The sequence below is a fragment of the Paenibacillus xylanexedens genome (assembly GCF_007676705.1).
Classification (GTDB): domain Bacteria; phylum Bacillota; class Bacilli; order Paenibacillales; family Paenibacillaceae; genus Paenibacillus; species Paenibacillus xylanexedens_C.
On record NZ_VEBF01000007.1, the window covers coordinates 32,018 to 48,545 of the forward strand.

General features: G+C 45.8%; 15 protein-coding genes. 3 read left to right on the forward strand and 12 right to left on the reverse strand.

What is annotated here, in order from left to right; genetic code table 11:
- Positions 1-10 precede the first annotated feature (10 nt).
- From FS628_RS25705 to FS628_RS25730, 6 genes are all read right to left on the reverse strand, one after another.
- Positions 11-883: a CheR family methyltransferase gene (locus FS628_RS25705; RefSeq protein WP_145325804.1), complete on the reverse strand. Its 873-nt coding sequence runs from the start codon at positions 881-883 to the stop codon at positions 11-13.
- An 86-nt stretch (positions 884-969) separates the two neighbouring features.
- Positions 970-4,695 (reverse strand): response regulator, encoded by a 3,726-nt coding sequence (locus FS628_RS25710; RefSeq protein ID WP_145325805.1) that lies wholly within the window; start codon positions 4,693-4,695, stop codon positions 970-972.
- Positions 4,692-5,861, reverse strand: a complete 1,170-nt coding sequence (locus FS628_RS25715; RefSeq protein WP_145325806.1) for a PP2C family protein-serine/threonine phosphatase — start codon at positions 5,859-5,861, stop codon at positions 4,692-4,694. The genes FS628_RS25710 and FS628_RS25715 overlap by 4 nt, the downstream gene beginning before the upstream one ends.
- A 386-nt stretch (positions 5,862-6,247) precedes the next feature.
- On the reverse strand, positions 6,248-6,592 hold the full coding sequence (locus tag FS628_RS25720; RefSeq protein WP_062836465.1) for a general stress protein: 345 nt from the start codon (positions 6,590-6,592) through the stop codon (positions 6,248-6,250).
- A gap of 94 nt (positions 6,593-6,686) precedes the next feature.
- Positions 6,687-7,220, reverse strand: a complete 534-nt coding sequence (locus FS628_RS25725; protein ID WP_145325807.1) for a hypothetical protein — start codon at positions 7,218-7,220, stop codon at positions 6,687-6,689.
- A 68-nt stretch (positions 7,221-7,288) separates the two neighbouring features.
- Positions 7,289-7,798 carry a DUF948 domain-containing protein gene (locus FS628_RS25730; protein WP_145325808.1) on the reverse strand — a complete coding sequence of 170 codons (510 nt, stop codon included), beginning with the start codon at positions 7,796-7,798 and terminating at the stop codon, positions 7,289-7,291.
- 222 nt (positions 7,799-8,020) lie between these two features.
- On the opposite strand from FS628_RS25730, the gene FS628_RS25735 reads away from it, so the two are divergent.
- Positions 8,021-8,185, forward strand: a complete 165-nt coding sequence (locus tag FS628_RS25735) for a DUF1328 domain-containing protein (protein WP_017692264.1) — start codon at positions 8,021-8,023, stop codon at positions 8,183-8,185.
- 366 nt (positions 8,186-8,551) lie between these two features.
- Positions 8,552-9,034, forward strand: a complete 483-nt coding sequence (locus tag FS628_RS25740) for a hypothetical protein (RefSeq protein WP_260871192.1) — start codon at positions 8,552-8,554, stop codon at positions 9,032-9,034.
- 91 nt (positions 9,035-9,125) lie between these two features.
- Here FS628_RS25740 and FS628_RS25745 read toward each other — a convergent pair whose 3' ends face one another.
- Positions 9,126-10,013, reverse strand: coding sequence for a cation diffusion facilitator family transporter (locus FS628_RS25745; protein ID WP_145325809.1), 888 nt, complete (start codon positions 10,011-10,013; stop codon positions 9,126-9,128).
- 290 nt (positions 10,014-10,303) lie between these two features.
- On the opposite strand from FS628_RS25745, the gene FS628_RS25750 reads away from it, so the two are divergent.
- Positions 10,304-10,492 (forward strand): hypothetical protein, encoded by a 189-nt coding sequence (locus tag FS628_RS25750; RefSeq protein WP_017692261.1) that lies wholly within the window; start codon positions 10,304-10,306, stop codon positions 10,490-10,492.
- A gap of 114 nt (positions 10,493-10,606) precedes the next feature.
- Here FS628_RS25750 and FS628_RS25755 read toward each other — a convergent pair whose 3' ends face one another.
- From FS628_RS25755 to FS628_RS25770, 5 genes are all read right to left on the reverse strand, one after another.
- On the reverse strand, positions 10,607-12,232 hold the full coding sequence (locus FS628_RS25755; RefSeq protein WP_145325810.1) for an ABC-F family ATP-binding cassette domain-containing protein: 1,626 nt from the start codon (positions 12,230-12,232) through the stop codon (positions 10,607-10,609).
- 375 nt (positions 12,233-12,607) lie between these two features.
- On the reverse strand, positions 12,608-13,654 hold the full coding sequence (locus tag FS628_RS25760) for an MBL fold metallo-hydrolase (protein ID WP_145325811.1): 1,047 nt from the start codon (positions 13,652-13,654) through the stop codon (positions 12,608-12,610).
- Between the two features lie 71 nt (positions 13,655-13,725).
- The gene (cydS, locus tag FS628_RS31520) at positions 13,726-13,881 is read right to left on the reverse strand and encodes a cytochrome bd oxidase small subunit CydS (RefSeq protein ID WP_186327981.1); all 156 of its coding nucleotides are present in this window, start codon (positions 13,879-13,881) and stop codon (positions 13,726-13,728) included.
- An 8-nt stretch (positions 13,882-13,889) separates the two neighbouring features.
- A complete protein-coding gene (locus FS628_RS25765; RefSeq protein WP_145325812.1) occupies positions 13,890-14,924 on the reverse strand; it encodes a cytochrome d ubiquinol oxidase subunit II in 1,035 nt (344 codons plus the stop codon).
- Positions 14,921-16,267: a cytochrome ubiquinol oxidase subunit I gene (locus FS628_RS25770; RefSeq protein WP_145325813.1), complete on the reverse strand. Its 1,347-nt coding sequence runs from the start codon at positions 16,265-16,267 to the stop codon at positions 14,921-14,923. The genes FS628_RS25765 and FS628_RS25770 overlap by 4 nt, the downstream gene beginning before the upstream one ends.
- Positions 16,268-16,528 lie beyond the last annotated feature (261 nt).

A 16,528-nucleotide genomic window follows, 5' to 3' on the forward strand; every position in this document is an offset into this window, starting at 1 on the left:
ACCTAACCCCCTATTTGATCTTCCGGTATATTTTTTCGGTCCGGTCTAACGGCTCATAGGTATCACTGAACTCTGTAAAATGTATCGATTCTTTAGACCCCAGAACCAGAATCCCAAAGTGGCTCAGGCTCTCGTGAAACAGCCCATGCACATGATTCCGTAGTTCATCATTGAAATAAATCATGACATTTCGGCAAAAGATAACATTAAACTCGTTAAATGACCGATCTGTTGCCAGATTGTGCTCGGCGAATATAATGTTCTTCCTTAGAAATGGGTGAAACATCACCGAATTGTATTTCGCTGTATAGTACTCGGAGAAGGCTCTGGTACCCCCTGCCTCCAAATAATTTGTAGTAAATAATTTCATTTTCTCAATACCGTAGACGCCCTCTTTAGCCTGTTGCAATGACCGATCATTCATATCGGTCGCGTAGATTCTTGCCTTGTCATACAGTCCTTCCTCATGCAACATGATGGCCATGGAATAGACTTCCTCTCCCGTAGAGCAACCCGCATGCCAGATTCGGATGTACGGATAGGTTCTCAGAATAGGAATAATCTGTTCCCGAAACATTCGGAAAAGCGAGGGATCTCGAAACATTTCCGTTACAGGGATGGACAAGTTCTGTACAAAACGTTCAAACGCGGAACGGTCATGAAGGACACGCTCCTGCAAGCCGGATATGCTCTTAACACCTTCGGCATGTGCATGATGCCAGATTCTTCGCTTCAGGGATGGCAGTGCATAGTTTCTAAAATCATAACCATATAAACGGTGCATGCCTTCCAACAGCAACTCAATCTCGATCAGCTCGCGCTCTTCATCTTGCGGCATGCGGACCAAATCTGTCCCTGTTTCGGTAGGTTCCCACGGTGTCATAATTTCTCTCCACTTCTTCATTTGTTACTTGCGTATTCGTCGTATTGTCTTTCATTACCCAAACAATGAACATACGAATAATGAACTTACGAATACAGCCATACGCGCATCAAGGATAACAATTGATCTGTCTGAATTGGTTTTTTCACATAGTCAGATGCTCCAGCCTCAATACATTTGCCTCGATCCTCTTTCATGGCTTTGGCCGTAAGCGCAATAATCGGTAACTTTTCAAACTGCGGTATCTGTCTAATTCGTGTCATGGCTTCGTAACCATCCATTTCTGGCATCATCATATCCATCAGCACCAGATCAATTTCCGGATTCTTCTCCAGAATTTCCAGAGCCTCACGACCATTCTCTGCAAACGTTACATCCATACGATAGCCTTCAAGGACACTTGAAAGGGCAAATACATTACGAATATCGTCATCTACAAGCAATATTTTCTTACCTTCAAACAACGTTTCCTTATTATGCAGCTTCTGCAAGATTCGACGCTTGTCTTCCGGCAAATTGGCTTCCACCCGATGCAGGAACAGTGTGGTTTCATCCAGCAGACGTTCCGGTGACTTCACATCCTTGATAATGATAGATTCCGCATATTTGCGCAGCTTCATTTCTTCCTTGGAATCCAGTTCTTTGCCTGTATAAATTATAATCGGCAGATCGTTCAGATATTCATCATCCCGGATCTGGTCGAGCAACTCGAACCCGGTCATATCCGTTAACATCAGATCCAGCACCATGCAGTCATAACGCTGACTGTGTAATTCATTCAAAGCCTCACTACCTGTGGACACTGCTGTAATTGCAACATCATCATGACCAATCAATTCAATAATGGCTTTACGCTGAATCTCATCATCTTCTACAATCAAAAGTCGTTTCAGCTGATTCTCGGTATAGGATTTGATATGCGAGAAAGCTTTATCCAGTGAATCCTTGCTGGACGGTTTTTTCAGATACGCAATGGCGCCCATCATCAATCCTTGCTTCATATCATCAATGACCGAAATCACATGTACCGGAATATGGCGTGTTGCCGAACTGCTCTTCAGCTCACCCAGAATGGTCCAACCGTCCATAACTGGCAATTGAATATCCAAGATGATGGCATCCGGCAGATATTGACGTGCCATTTCAAGCCCTTTGTCACCTTGAAGGGCAACAAGTGCTTTGAAACCTCTACCTCTCGCCATGTCCATCAAAATATGTGCAAAGTTCACATCATCTTCAATGATGAGAAGGATCTTGTCACCTTCCATGAGATTCTCCCGATCATCTTCGATCTGCATGACATCTGGAGTATGGGTAGGAGACAGATCCATATCCACGCTCCGCTCCGGTTCAGGAGAGAGGATGGACTGATGACTTGATAGCATGGTCCGTGTTCCGATGGACTGTTCATAAAATTCCTCAGAGGATACAGCCGCTTCTCTTGAAGCACCTTTTTTCGATAGAGCTTCCTCTTCATGATTATCCGGCAGATACAAGGTAAAGCAACTACCTTCACCTTCGGATGATTCCACCTGTATAGCGCCACCAAGCAAACGTGCCAGTTCCCTGCTAATGGACAATCCCAGGCCAGTCCCACCATATTTCCGACTTGTTGTCCCGTCCACTTGCTGGAACGCTTCAAAGATCAGATCTGTCTTGTCGGATGGAATGCCAATGCCGGTGTCTTTCACACTAAATCCGATATATTCCTGATTGGTATTCATATATCCCGGCAGTTCTTCAGGTTTCATCCGCCGTCCAATCAGACTGACTGAACCACGGTTGGTAAACTTAAACGCGTTCGACAACAAGTTTCGTAAAATCTGTTTGACGCGATGACTGTCGGTGTATACCCATTCTGGTAAATTGCTGTCGAACTCAATATTCAAGTTGAGTTCCTTTTTATTCGCCATTGGTCCAAAATTCTGCTGAACAAAGCTGGTCAACTCTTCCATTCGAACTGTCTCATAGTTGATATCCATCTTACCTGCGTCCACCTTGGACAGATCCAGAATCTCATCAATCATCTTCAGCAGATCCGCGCCCGACATGTAGATGGTTTGAGCATATTCCTGCTGCTTGTCAGTCAGGTTTCCACCCTTGTTCTCCGACAATAACTGAGAGAGAATCAGCAGACTATTCAGTGGTGTACGGAGTTCATGCGACATATTCGCCAAAAATTCGGACTTGTACTTGCTTGTCATCGATAATTGCGTAGCTTGTTGTTCCAACTGTGTCTTCGTTTTCTCAATTTCGTCATTTTTCTCTTCAACTTCACGTACCTGCTCCTCAAGCGCTCTCGTCTTGGCAATGAGCTCTGTATTGAAATGCTCCAGTTCTTCCTGCTGACGCTGCAACAATTCCTCGGAACGTTTAAGTGCCTCAGTCTGCTCCTCCAGATTCTCATTGGAACGGCGCAGCTCTTCTTGCTGTGTCTGCAATTCTTCCGATTGAACCTGCAGTTCCTCTGTCAGTGCCTGGGATTCACGAAGTAGCTCCTCCACACGCAAACGACGTCGAACATTGTTCAATATAACGCCCAGGTTCATGATCAGTTGAGAGAACAATTGCTTGTGCAGTTCATTGAACCCTTCAAAGGAAGCCAGCTCAACAACACCAATCAATTCATCCTCGAACACAACAGGATAGATCATGATGCCCGCAGCACGTGTTGAACCTGAAGCTGAACCAATATGCACGTAATCATCTGGCGTATTATCCAGAATAATCGGTGTCATATCCAGTGCAGCCTGACCAATCAAGCCTTCACCGATCCGGTACATTTCTTTACCAACGTCTTCATTCTCCTCAAATGCATATGCACCGTAACGTCTCAGTTCGTCGGGATGTTTCTCTTCATCAATCAGATAGACGACACCCAACTGACCACCAAGCACAGGTGTGAACTCACTGATAAACATCTGTGAAATTTGCCGGATGGATCCAATCCCCCGAAGCAACTCCGGGACTCTTGCAATATTCGAACTCATCCAGTTCTGATCCTGTTGAGCCTGCATATAAGCCTTCTCAACTTCCAGTTTTTCTTCCAGATCGCTGGACACATCTTTGAACACACTAGCAATCTGACCAATCTCATCCGTCGAGTTGACCTGAATGCGGCGGATAGTCCGATAGCGGCCTTTGCCGAAACTGGTGATCATCATGGATACGGTATTCAGACCACGTGTAATGCTTGGCAGCACCCACATAATGACACCCAGTGCCAGCAACAATCCGGCAATCATGATACTTACTGTAATCTGCACTGCTCTGGTATACGCTGCGTTAGCGTCCTTAATCTCCGTATCAATCTCTTGGTCCTGATAACGGGAAAGAGCATTCAAACTATCTACGGCCTCTTTTTGCACGGCGAGTCCTGTTGAATTGCGGTAGTTATTCGCATCTTCTACCCGGTTCTGGGACATCAGGCTAATCTGTCTCGTAGCATAGGCTGTATAAGCATTCCATGCAGTATTTACACGATCCACCAGCTGATGTTCAGGCGCACTGTCTGCCCGGTTTCTCACTTCTACGAGGTTGCGATCGCCTCGATCCTTCATCTCCTTCAGGTCAGCGTCTGCTGCTGCAGTCGAGTTGTTTGGATTCAATAACAAGTTAGCCAGCACTTTAGCGATATCATTAACCTCTCCGCGTGCAGCAGAAGTGAATCTTACTTTGAGATAACGTTCCTGATACATCTGATCTATCTGTTGATTGCTGCTGTTCAGCCGTTCATAACTCACAAATGTGAGCACAATCAAAATGGCCATCAGAGCGGTAAAGCCAATCAGCAGTTTATTCCTGATCTTCATTCAGCATCTGCCCCTTTTTCTAGAGTAATCCAGACCAGACACTTATCATCATCACGTTCCTGTGAAATCTCGTCGTCGAAAAACAGCGCCTGCATGGCAGCTTCATTCCACTGATGTGAACCGCTCAGTTTTTCGATCAGGAATTCGTGCTGCTCCTCTTGACCACCCTGAACAGCTTCCAATAAACCATCTGTATAAAGCGCAATATGCCCGTCACCTTCGTAATGGATCGTTTGTGGCTCAATATCCATTTTGTCAAATAAACCAACAGGACAGCAGACGCTGTCAAAAGTAGTGACACTGCCGTCATCTTGGAAGAATAATGCAGGCGGATGCCCTGCGTTGACATAATCAATACGCTTCATTCGTGTATCCACAACCAGATAGATTGCCGTGAAATAGTACTGTACCAATTGTTTCCCCAGATGGAGCTGATTGAAGCGCCGATTCAACTCCTGAATAACCTTCTCCGGATCAACGTAGGTGGTTACCGTATCTTTCAAGACAGAAGCGATAAACATCGTAAACAAGGATGAAGATATCCCATGTCCCATCATGTCGAGCAGCAGTACCCCATAACGGCCTTCCCCGAGCGGATACCACGAATACAGATCACCCGCCAGTTCGAAGGAAGGTTTATAGATGGCATGCACTTGAAACAAAGGATCCCGGAGTGCCGGACTTAATACGGCATTCTGAACCATTGCTGCCAGCTTCAGCTCATCCTGAATACGCTGATCACGCTCTTTGTGCCAATCCTTCTCTTGTTTCAAACGAAGTGCGAGTCGAATTCTGGCCATCAATTCGACTTTGTTAATCGGTTTGGTTACATAGTCGGATGCGCCAGCATCCAATGCTTCGGCAAGTTTTTTGGAGTCACCGATGGCAGTCACCATAATAATCGGAATATCCTTCAGGTTTTCAAATTTCTGCACAATACCGCAAGCTTCGATGCCATCCATCTCAGGCATCATCATATCTAGCAAAATGAGGTCAATATCCGACGGTCTTGGACGAAGTTCATTGCTTTCCTCTCCAATTCCCAAAACTTCAAACATTTCCATGGCGGAACTCGCCGTTACAATGTCACGATAATTTTCTTTTTTCAGAATTTCTCGAATGATAATGACATTCGTCGGATTGTCGTCAACAATAAGTATTCTCATTGATATCTCCTTATCTGTGGCGTCCGGGTTTGTCGATTCTTATTAGGTTAAACCAACCTTAATTATACAAATTTTGCATACAAAACGGCAGTAGACATAATAATTCCTAGTATAACTATAATCTTAAAAACGAAAAACTTCTATTGATACGTGTTCAAAAGCAGACTTTTTGAACAACCTTTTATCAGTAAATGGCAACATTGCAGAAGACCTCCTGCTCTTTCACCCTGTTTTTGCAGCGTCCTGATCCCGCTTCCAAACTTGCAAAAACATAGATAAGGAATGGGGAAAGCCCCATTCCTTATCTATGTTTTTGATTAAGTGTTTTACATAAGTGTTCAGAAGCTTGTCCACGTTCAGCAAGCTTAACTTGCAGCGTATATTGGTTAATCTTTCTTTTTGGCAATAACGAGTACTTTACCTTTGTCGAGTTCACTCTCGTAGAAGTCGGCTTCGGCTTCGGTAAAGCCCATCGAAACTATTTTGGCCCGGAGTTCATCACCACGTGAGCGGAACAGATTCGCTAAGGAATCAAATACGCCTTCTTCCTTAATACCAATTTCTTTGGCATCTGCCGTATCGGCAATTCGATCTGTACGATCCTTCTCATGGGCGAGAACAAAGATATGATCAGCAAGGTATCCGGTAATCTGCAATTCTTTCACCGCTTCTACCGCCTGGACTCCGTTTTCTACCACTTTTGCATAAGCTTGCGCATTGGTTGAATTCATCGTTTCCACTCTCCTCTGATTTAATCTTCTATAACGAGCTACTTAGTATATAACCATACTATATGGGGTTGAAACGATTGTGTAATAACCAATTCTAGGAAACCGTGTCACCAAAAAGATCAATGCCATTGATCTGGCTGGAGCCTGACTTCATATATACCTTTAAGGCCTGATCTCCACGGAGAAACACTTCTCCGTCCTCAGCCACATAATACGGTTTACCAAGAGCTTGATGGATCGCTTCAATATTCAACTCAATTTTCTCACCGTTTAACATGAAGTGATTCTCAGATGCATCGATATGCACATATTGAATAATATCCGTATCTTCACACAATCCAACCTTCACATCATGAAAGTGATATTCAGGACACCCCAGATAAGGATCTTCCTGCTTATGCCCCGGCTGGCCCTTCTTGGCCAACAAGTCATTCATGGTGTCATTCAGAGAAATGCCATTCAGAGTCCGAAAATGCTGGAAAGTCTCGGAACGATCAACAGCCAGAGTCACCTCTGACGCCTTCTCTTCCATTGCCGTCCATTGCATCTCGTGAGCAGCGGGCACCGCTGCCGGTTGAACGGAAAAGGGAGAAATTACGCTAAACATCACAAGCAGTAGTTTCATCATGATTCTCACCCTTTCATCAGGTTCATCACCGCTCTGAAGGTTTCTTTATGGATTACAAAGCGGTCATGTTATTTGCGCATGCGTTGCCATACATTTGCTGCAACATCGATATACTTCATCCAGTTCTTCCCGCCCTTAGCTTCACCATTATATGTAGCTTCATAGGATTGCAGGGTACGGTCCGTTGATGTAGCAGGCGATGCTGTTACATGAGACGGTTTAGCATGCTTCGTCTCTTCAGCATGGTTTCGTTTGGTCTGAAATCTGGCCATCAGCGTCGTGGAGACTTGTTTGGCTGCTGCCGTCACTTCATTCAACACTTCTCCGAGATTCTCAACAGATTCCATCACAGGATCAATTTTTTTCATTTTGTGCTGCACATCCACTGTAATGTCATTGGCATGTCTTACCGTCTGTTTCACTTCATAACTAAGTTCGTCAATGGTCTTCTGTACCTCCTGTAATGTCTGTGAGACATTGTCCAAAGAACCCTGTGCGGATTTCAAGGTACGAATTAAGAAGAAAACAAGTACTGCAAATGCCACTGCAATCAGGGCCACGCTAATTTGATAGATCATAAAAGAACCTCTCTTTCCATATGTGCATCAGTTTTGTTATTGCTATAGTTACCCGGCGATTTCCCTGACGAAACAATATTATATGTCGCTTCATATATGCATGCGCTTGGAAAAAAAACCAATGTTTCAACCGGAGAACACTCGGTTAAAGTTAGACTACACAAGGCGGTGAGGTGAAACACAACTCACTCCACAAATCAGTAAACGAAAGGATGAATCCTCATGTTGAAATGGTCTGTATTATTTCTAATTATTGCACTGGTTGCAGGTATCTTCGGATTCTTCGGTATTGTTGAAGCAGCTGCTTCAATCGCCAAAGTACTGTTCTTCATCTTTGTAGTACTGTTCGTGATTTCCCTTATTACGGGACGCAGCCGAATGCGATAACCTGATGTTCCGAATGAGTCAATAAGACGAATACATACAAAAGCCGATCGTGCTACCAAGCCGATTGGCTTTTGTGCGTTCAGGCACAGGTCGACTTTTCTATATTATGTATTGCACTCCTTTCTGCTTTATTCCAATCCACTCTCGTATGAATCCCAAAAAAACAGGACCTTTTTGAGATAGCCAACCCGGTTTTATCCCACTGAAGTATGATATTTACAGGCTTTGCTATATACCCACATATGAGCCAGTTGACACTGGAGGATTCAAGAAAATATTGTTATAATTTGTGATTCATAAGGGTGCTTGCTTGGTTACTTGTAATCAGGACAACATTTTACATACCTACCGAGGAGGAAAAACAAAATGAAAAAAATCGTAAGTTTTGCCGCTGCTTTAACGTTGATGGGTTCGCTGGCTGCCGCTGCGGGTGCTGAGGAAGCGGTTACTGGAACGGTGACTCCGGAAAAAGGAACAGAAGCTACAACAACGACAACAACTCCGGCTGTTGAAGTGAACAAACCTGCTGTAGAAACAGTAGAAGGTACTACTGAGACAGTAACCGGTGCTACCTACAGCACTAATGGTAATAACCCTTCTCCTACAACAGATAAGTTATTTGACGAACCAGTTGTAAAACCAGGCGATGTAGTACTGGTACCAACGATGTTGCTGAACCTTCTGGAGCGCACTTGGTTCTATGATGCACCTAACGGTAAACCAATCGGTGCATTAAGCTCCCAAGTTATCGATACAACAGGTGAAGTGGTTGACGGATTCGACGGCGGCGAGTGGGTGCAAGTGTACACTTGGAAAGGCAAAGCGTGGATCCACGTTGCCATTAAGTAACATCGTATAATCGTTCTAACGATAAGTAAAGAGGACAGCGCACACAATCGCAGCTGTCCTCTTTTGATTTACCAAGATGTTCACTCCCTGTTCAAGGGTTCCCAGTAACCTCATCCATCTTCGGTTCCACATGTACATGCACATGCATGATGTTATGTGATCGCTTCAACCGCTCTTCCACTCTGTCACAGATCTGATGGCCTTCAATCAGGCTTAGGCCTCCGTCCACTTCAATCACCACATCCACAAGTACATGACTGCCATGCACACGTGCTTTAACATCCTTGATCATTTCCACGCCCGGAACCCGAGCTACGGAAGATCTGAGATCCGTCAGTTCTTTTTGATCAAATCCATCGGTAAGACGATGTGTAGAATCCCGAAAAATCTCCCAAGCCGTCTTGCAGATCAACAGGCCTACAGCTATCGCAGCTACTTTATCCAGCCAAGGAAGTCCGAACTGCGCACCGATAATGCCCACTGCAGCGCCGATGCTGACCCAGGCATCCGAGCGATTATCTTTGGCCGCAGCCATCAAGGCCTGGCTATTAATTTGTTTGGCGAGACGGTGATTGTAACGATACACACCTAACATCACTACCGCACAGACTACAGCCACCGCTGCCGCCCACAGATTAGGAGCAACAAAGGCTCCTTCATACCAGGAACGAACGGCTTCAACCAACACTTGCAGCCCAACCATAGCCATAATAAATGAAGCCACCAAGGCAGCAACAGTCTCCGCTCTAAAATGACCATAGGCATGATCCGAATCAGGGGGTTTCTGGGAGATCCGAAGCCCGATCAATACAGCAACGGACGCCACAATATCCGTAAGGTTATTAAAACCATCCGCCAACAAAGCGCTGGAAGCAAATAAATATCCACAGATCAGCTTAAAGGCGGACAAGACGAGATAGGCTACGATACTAACCCAAGCGCCTCGCTCCCCTTTTCGTATTTCATCATAAGCGTTCAAACCGGGCGACACTCCTTTAACGTTTCGTATTACGGTTTTTCCATGTTACCAAATGCGGAGCGTGTGGGTCTACAGAAACAGTGTTGCCAAGCTGCATTGCTGTAGGCAAGCCGAAACAAAGTTGCCAGACGGCAGGGCTGTAGGTGCTGAGAAAGAATGTTGGCCTAGGTAAAACCAAAGGATTTGAGCATTTTATCAGGTTGCCCTTGTGGGGCTTTTGTAAAACGTATAAAATAGGTACATCCCGTCCAATCTGGACGGCTTACTGTAAGACCGGGAGGGAAATAACGATGAGCGAAAATAACGAACCGAAAAAGGTCAGTTTGCAGGATGCTATACGCCAGAAGCTGGCACAAAAGAAAGAACAAGCAAATTCCGGTAACCAATCCAGCGCCTACTTTGAAGGCGGACCGAAAGCGATGAAGAGTCAGAACAACAAGAAGCCTAACAACCAACGTCGCCGTACTGGTGGATCTTAGGACTTAGAGCCGCAAAGATACCCAGTGCATAACCAAAAGAACCGCAAGCCCTCTTACAGAGGCTTGCGGTTCTTTTGTGTTCCTATGCATAACGTATCGTAGATGATGCTTATTTTAAGCTTCTACCGGATACATTTTATTGCGTAGTTCTTTAATTTCATCACTTTCCAGATATTCGTCATAGCTCATTTGGCGATCAATGATGCCATTCGGCGTAATTTCGATAATCCGGTTAGCAATCGTTTGAATGAACTGATGGTCATGGGATGTGAACAGCATTGTGCCGTCAAAATCAATCATACCATTGTTCAGCGCTGTGATGGATTCGAGATCCAAGTGGTTCGTAGGCTCATCCAGAATCAATGCGTTAGCACCCGTCTGCATCATTTTCGCCAGCATACAGCGAACTTTCTCGCCCCCGGAGAGTACACTTGCCTTTTTCAAGGATTCCTCACCTGAGAACAGCATACGTCCCAAGAATCCACGCAGGTACGTTTCATCCTGATCTTTGGAATATTGACGAAGCCAATCCACGAGCGTCATGTCTACACCGTCAAAATATTTGGAGTTGTCTTTTGGGAAATAAGCTTGAGTTGTTGTTACGCCCCAAGTGTATTCGCCGCTATCCAATTCCGTTTCACCCATAAGAATATCAAACAAGAGTGACTTGGCATTACCATTCGGGCCAACAAATGCGATTTTATCCCCTTTGTTCACGACAAAGCTGATATCATTCAGCATGTTCACGCCATCAATTGATTTGCTGATGCGATCTACAGTCAACAATTGTTTACCTGCTTCACGTTCAGGTTTGAAGTTGATAAACGGATATTTACGGTTCGATGGACGAAGGTCATCCAGCGTGATTTTGTCGAGCTGTTTCTTCCGGGAAGTTGCTTGCTTCGATTTCGAGGCATTCGCAGAGAAACGTTGAATAAAGGCTTGAAGCTCTTTAATCTTCTCTTCTTTCTTCTTGTTAGCATCGCGCTGCAAAGCAAGTGCCAATTGGCTGGACTCGTACCAGAAATCATAGTTACCTACGTACAGCTGGATTTTACCAAAGTCGATATCCGCAATGTGCGTACATACTTTGTTCAGGAAGTGACGGTCATGGGATACCACAATAACAGTACCTTCATAGTCCATCAAGAAGTTCTCAAGCCATTGAATGGATTCGAGATCCAAGTGGTTGGTAGGCTCATCGAGCAACAGGTTGTTTGGTCGACCAAACAATGCTTGTGCAAGCAGGACACGAACTTTTTCGTTACCACTCAGTTCAATCATTTTCTTCTCGTGCATGTCACGGTCGATACCCAGACCGATCAGGAGTGCCGCTGCATCCGGCTCAGCATCCCAGCCATTCAACTCGGCGAATTCACCTTCAAGCTCACCTGCACGCAGGCCGTCTTCTTCAGTGAAGTCCGCTTTGGCATACAGCGTATCTTTTTCTTTCATAATGGCATAGAGACGACTATGGCCCATAATTACCGTTTCGAGAACCGGATACTCATCATATTCAAAGTGGTTTTGCTTCAAAACGGCCATACGTTCGCCCGGGGTGATGTGCACCTCTCCCGAGTTTGATTCAATTTCACCGGACAAAATTTTCAAGAACGTGGATTTGCCGGCTCCGTTGGCGCCGATCAGGCCATAACAGTTTCCTGGTGTGAATTTGATATTTACATCTTCAAAAAGTGCACGTTTTCCGTAGCGGAGCGTGATGCCGCTTGTACTGATCATTAAGCATACCATCCTTTATTGGTTAATCTTCATACTGCATGAATAGCAAGTTGCGTAAATCATGGATTCAATATCCCGATGCCTATTCTGGCACCATATTATAACACAAAAAAGCGGCAAATTCGAAAATTGGCCGCTTTTTACTGATTAAAGATTTGGTAAATATACTGTTCATGCGGGTATACCTCTACATTAACATATTTGGCTTGCTTTTGTTAGGGCTTGTCTGAAAACTCCGAAGAAGCAGATTTTGCCGAATTTTCGTTCCAAGCAAGGAAATTTACCGCAGGCGTGCCGGGGCACGTCAAGGGAAAGTGACGCAGTATGGGGCGAAAAGGCGGTAAAAGATGCACTTCAGGAGTTTTGAGATATGTCCTAGTCCTGTTTACCTTCCTCATGCCTGATTCGAAGTGTCTCGCCATGACCAAGCACCCGAATCCGCTCTGGACCAATGCCGAGCCGCTCACGTTCGACTTCGAGCCGATCCAGTGCTTCCTTGGGCGTATCATCCGCCAGTTTGAATGTGCCGTAATGCATTGGCACCATGAGCTGTGAACCGGATTCAACGAACCCCTGCAGCGCTTCTTCGGGTGTCACATGCTGAGAAGTCATGAACCATTCCGGATCGTAGGCACCGATGGGCATCAGGGTAACACCAATGTCAAAGCGCTCTCCAATCGTTTTGAAACCCTGGAAGTAACCTGTATCACCCACAAAATATAACACAGGCGGTCCGCCTGATGATTTGGATGTTGCGTTCTTTCCGGATTCTGTGGATGATTCATCCTGATCTCTCGTTGTTGCAGCACTTTCCACTGCTGATGTCGTTGCCGAATGGTTCGGTTCCAACACATACCCGCCCCAATGGGACGTATTGGTATCGAACAGCGTTCGGCGCGTCCAGTGCTGTGCAGGGACAAAGGTTATTTTGACTCCGCCAAGTGTAATATGATCCCACCACTTCATCTCTTGGCATCGAAGGAATCCTTTGCGGATCATCTTGCGCTTCAGACCATCGGGTACGATGAGCAACGTCTTGGCTGTAATCAGCTTGCGCAAGGAAGCCAGATGCAGATGATCATAGTGGGAATGGGATATCAGAATGACATCCAAAGGCGGAATATCCTGAATCGGAATGCCGGGGGCGCCGAGCCTTCGTTGAAATCCCATTTTCTCGGCCCACACCGGGTCAGTCACGATGTTCAATCCATAATATTGAATAAAAAACGTGGAGTGACCAATCCAGGTAATACTTGTTTCATCCCGGTTGGCATGCAGATAATCCAGTTCAGGCGGGTGTTTGGGCACGGTGTAGGAGTAGTCCTTCACTTTATTGCGCCGCTGCTCCCTCCATTGCTTAAATTCCTTCAGCGTTTTGTCCGTACTTACATTATCAATATTGTTATAACGGATTTTCGGCATGAAAGGGCCCTCCTCCCTTCCTCATTTCTTAACAAGAGATTACCCCAAACGGGAATGGACGTACCAGCCAATCAGTCCTTCGGGTTCTTATATACGGCCAGGTATACAAACAGAAAAACAATAGCAGCCGCGATGATCAGAGGCGGGGCGTACATAATGGTGAATGTCTCAAAAAAGGTCAATCCGGTTATACCGGGTATACCAGTGACTCCCTCAGTAAGGACCATGAATGGACTCATCCTTTCTTTTTACCAGAATTACCGCGCACATAATTCGCATTAAACAAGAACAACTTCATAATCAGCACAAGCGAAGGAATCAGCACGAGCAGCCCCAGGCTGAACGCTGTAATCAATGCAATCCCCATCGTACGATTCGTAAAGCTGTCGTAAATATTAATGTAAGGATACAGAATATACGGAAGGTGGGATCGCCCGTAACCATACCAGGCAAAAGCAAACTGAAGCATGACAGCGATAAAGCACCAACCTAGATATTTACTTTTCCACACCAGCGACACGGCAATGACAAAACAAATAAACGAAGCAATGAACATCCAAGAGATATTCAACATCTGCTCAAAGTGTGCGGGATTCTGTTTGTTAATCTGCAGAAAAGCCAGAAAACTCGCAAAAATGGTAGGCAAACTCCAGAGTAACGCATACTCTCGAAGCACCTCAAATGCCGGCTCATCCCCCGCCCGCTTGGCGTAATAAGACAGAAACATCGCCGAGATATAGAGCACACTGACCAGTGCAAGCAATACAACCGACCAGGTATAGGGATTCGTCAAAAATTCACGCCAGCGAAAAAATACCTGATCGCCCACCTGCTCAATGATTCCGCCTTCGGATATGGCCAAAATGGTGGAGAACACCGCTGGAATAAGCAACCCCGTTGCTCCGTACAGTGCCATGTAGATCCGGCTGTTCTTCCCATGATTGCCATAGGTATTGTAGGCGTAATACACGCCCCGGATCGCAAGCAGTACAATGGCCAAGGAACCCGGAACCAGCAAGGCTGTCCCGTAATAAAAGGCGCTGTCCGGATAAAATCCGACCAGTCCGACCACAAAAAAAATCAGGAACACATTCGTCACTTCCCACACGGGAGACAGGTAGCGCTGAATGATGTTATGAATTTTGTTCTCGTGCCCGGTCAAGATGCTGTAAAAGCTGAAAAATCCGGCACCGAAATCAATCGAAGCAACGATCAGGTAACCGAACAAAAACGTCCACAATATCGCGATGCCTGCAATTTCAAAACTCAATGCACGATCCCTCCTTCAAGCCCCAGCGTCTCCAGCTCCTTCTCTGCTTCCTTGTTACGGAACAGCTTGCTGAGTACCCGAATGCACGAGAAACACAGAATTAGATACAGCAAGATGAACAACACCAGCATCCATCCTACCGATGTTGACGTCGTGGCTGCTTCCGACACCTTCATATACCCACGTAAGATCCAGGGCTGCCTGCCGACTTCGGCGAACATCCACCCCAGCTCAATTGCAATCATGGCCAGAGGCCCCAGGAAGACAATACCGAGCAGCAGCCATTTGGGATATGGCTTACGCCCTGGCAACCATCGACGCAGTACATATAACACTGGAATCATCAGAATGATCACTCCGGTTGTGACTTTCAGGTCGAACATATAGTGAATAGACAATGGTGGCCTCAGATCCGCAGGATATTCTTCGAGACCTTTCACTTCCGTATCGGGACGATTACCTGCCAAAATGCTAAGAGCATAGGGAATCTCAATCGCGTATTTCACTTCATTGTTCTCATCCAAAATACCGCCATAGACGAGCGGTGCCTTCTTCATCGTCTTGAAATGCCATTCTGCGGCAGCCAGCTTCTCCGGCTGATATTTCGCTAGAAATTTACCGGAGGAGTCTCCGATCATGACGGTACTGATCGCAAAGACGAGCGCAGACACCGTCGTGAGTTTAAGTGCTTTTTTGTAATACACATGGTCCCGTCCTCGAAGTAAACTGAAGGCGGCTATGCCCGCCAGGACACCGGCACTCAAGGTGTACGATGAGGCGAGTACATGGGACACCTTGGTAGGTGTCGCTGGATTCAGCATCGCAGCAATCGGATCGATGTCCTTCATGATGCCATTAATCAGGGTGAATCCCTGAGGCTGGTTCATGAAGGAATTCACCGTTGTAATGAAGATCGCAGAGGCAGATGATCCCAGTGCCACAGGAATCAGCAGCAGCATATGCGTATATTTCTTTTTGAAACGATCCCACGTATAGAGGTAAATCCCAAGAAAGATTGCCTCGATAAAAAAGGCGAACGTCTCCATAAACAGGGGCAGGGCTATCGCCTGACCTGCGACCCGCATAAACATCGGCCACAGCAGACTGAGCTGTAATCCGATGGAGGTACCTGTAACAACACCAACGGCAACCGTGATGACAAAACCTCGCGCCCAACGGCGTGCCAGCAAGGTGTAATGAATATCATTGGTTCGCAGCCCTCGCCACTCGGCCAAGGCAATCATGAGGGGAACACCTACACCAATGGAGGCAAAAATGATATGCACAAACAGGGTAAGACCGGTCAATATTCGGCTGAGCAAAACAGGATCCAGGGATGACATGGTTACACTCCTCTTTCACGTAATCGTTTATGTACGACAGCAGATCACTCTGCTTGAACATGTAGCTCAATAACTCATGATTCGGATGATGCTTTTCACCACGGCATACAGTACAACCACAGCTGCGACCAGACAGACGATGATGAGCGTTTTCTCTTGTTTACGAAACATATTGTCGACGTCCTCCTTTGGCATGGGATGCAAATTATGGCTCTATATACAGTGTGCAAAAGAATAGGTTTTTTTATCCGGGACATTGAA